1 pseudogene is annotated in these 277 nt (G+C 40.8%); it reads right to left on the bottom strand.

Annotation, left to right across the window (positions count from 1 at the left end):
* A pseudogene (locus tag ACX9YW_RS22955) lies at window positions 1–277 on the bottom strand (hypothetical protein); the annotation flags it as partial.

The following is a 277-nucleotide window of genomic DNA, read 5'->3' on the forward strand; positions in this document are numbered from 1 at the left end:
AGAGGGGCACAAAATGCGAAGTTTAAGTTCAAGTCATGGTTCGACCTCACAAATAGTAAGTCGCCTTGACTCTTACGTTCATAACCCGCATTATCAGTAAATCGGTCAGGCGTGAAGTGAAACTGAATGATCTCCGTTTCAAGCCTGCTAATATAAGAAAGCAGCCTTACCAAATCGACCTTGTGCTTACTCACCACATCATACAGGTGAAGGACATTCCCTTTATTTTCGTAAACAATGATAACCTCTTCGTCTTCAACAAGATAAATCGAATCTT

This window comes from Pseudoneobacillus rhizolycopersici, assembly GCF_054786815.1.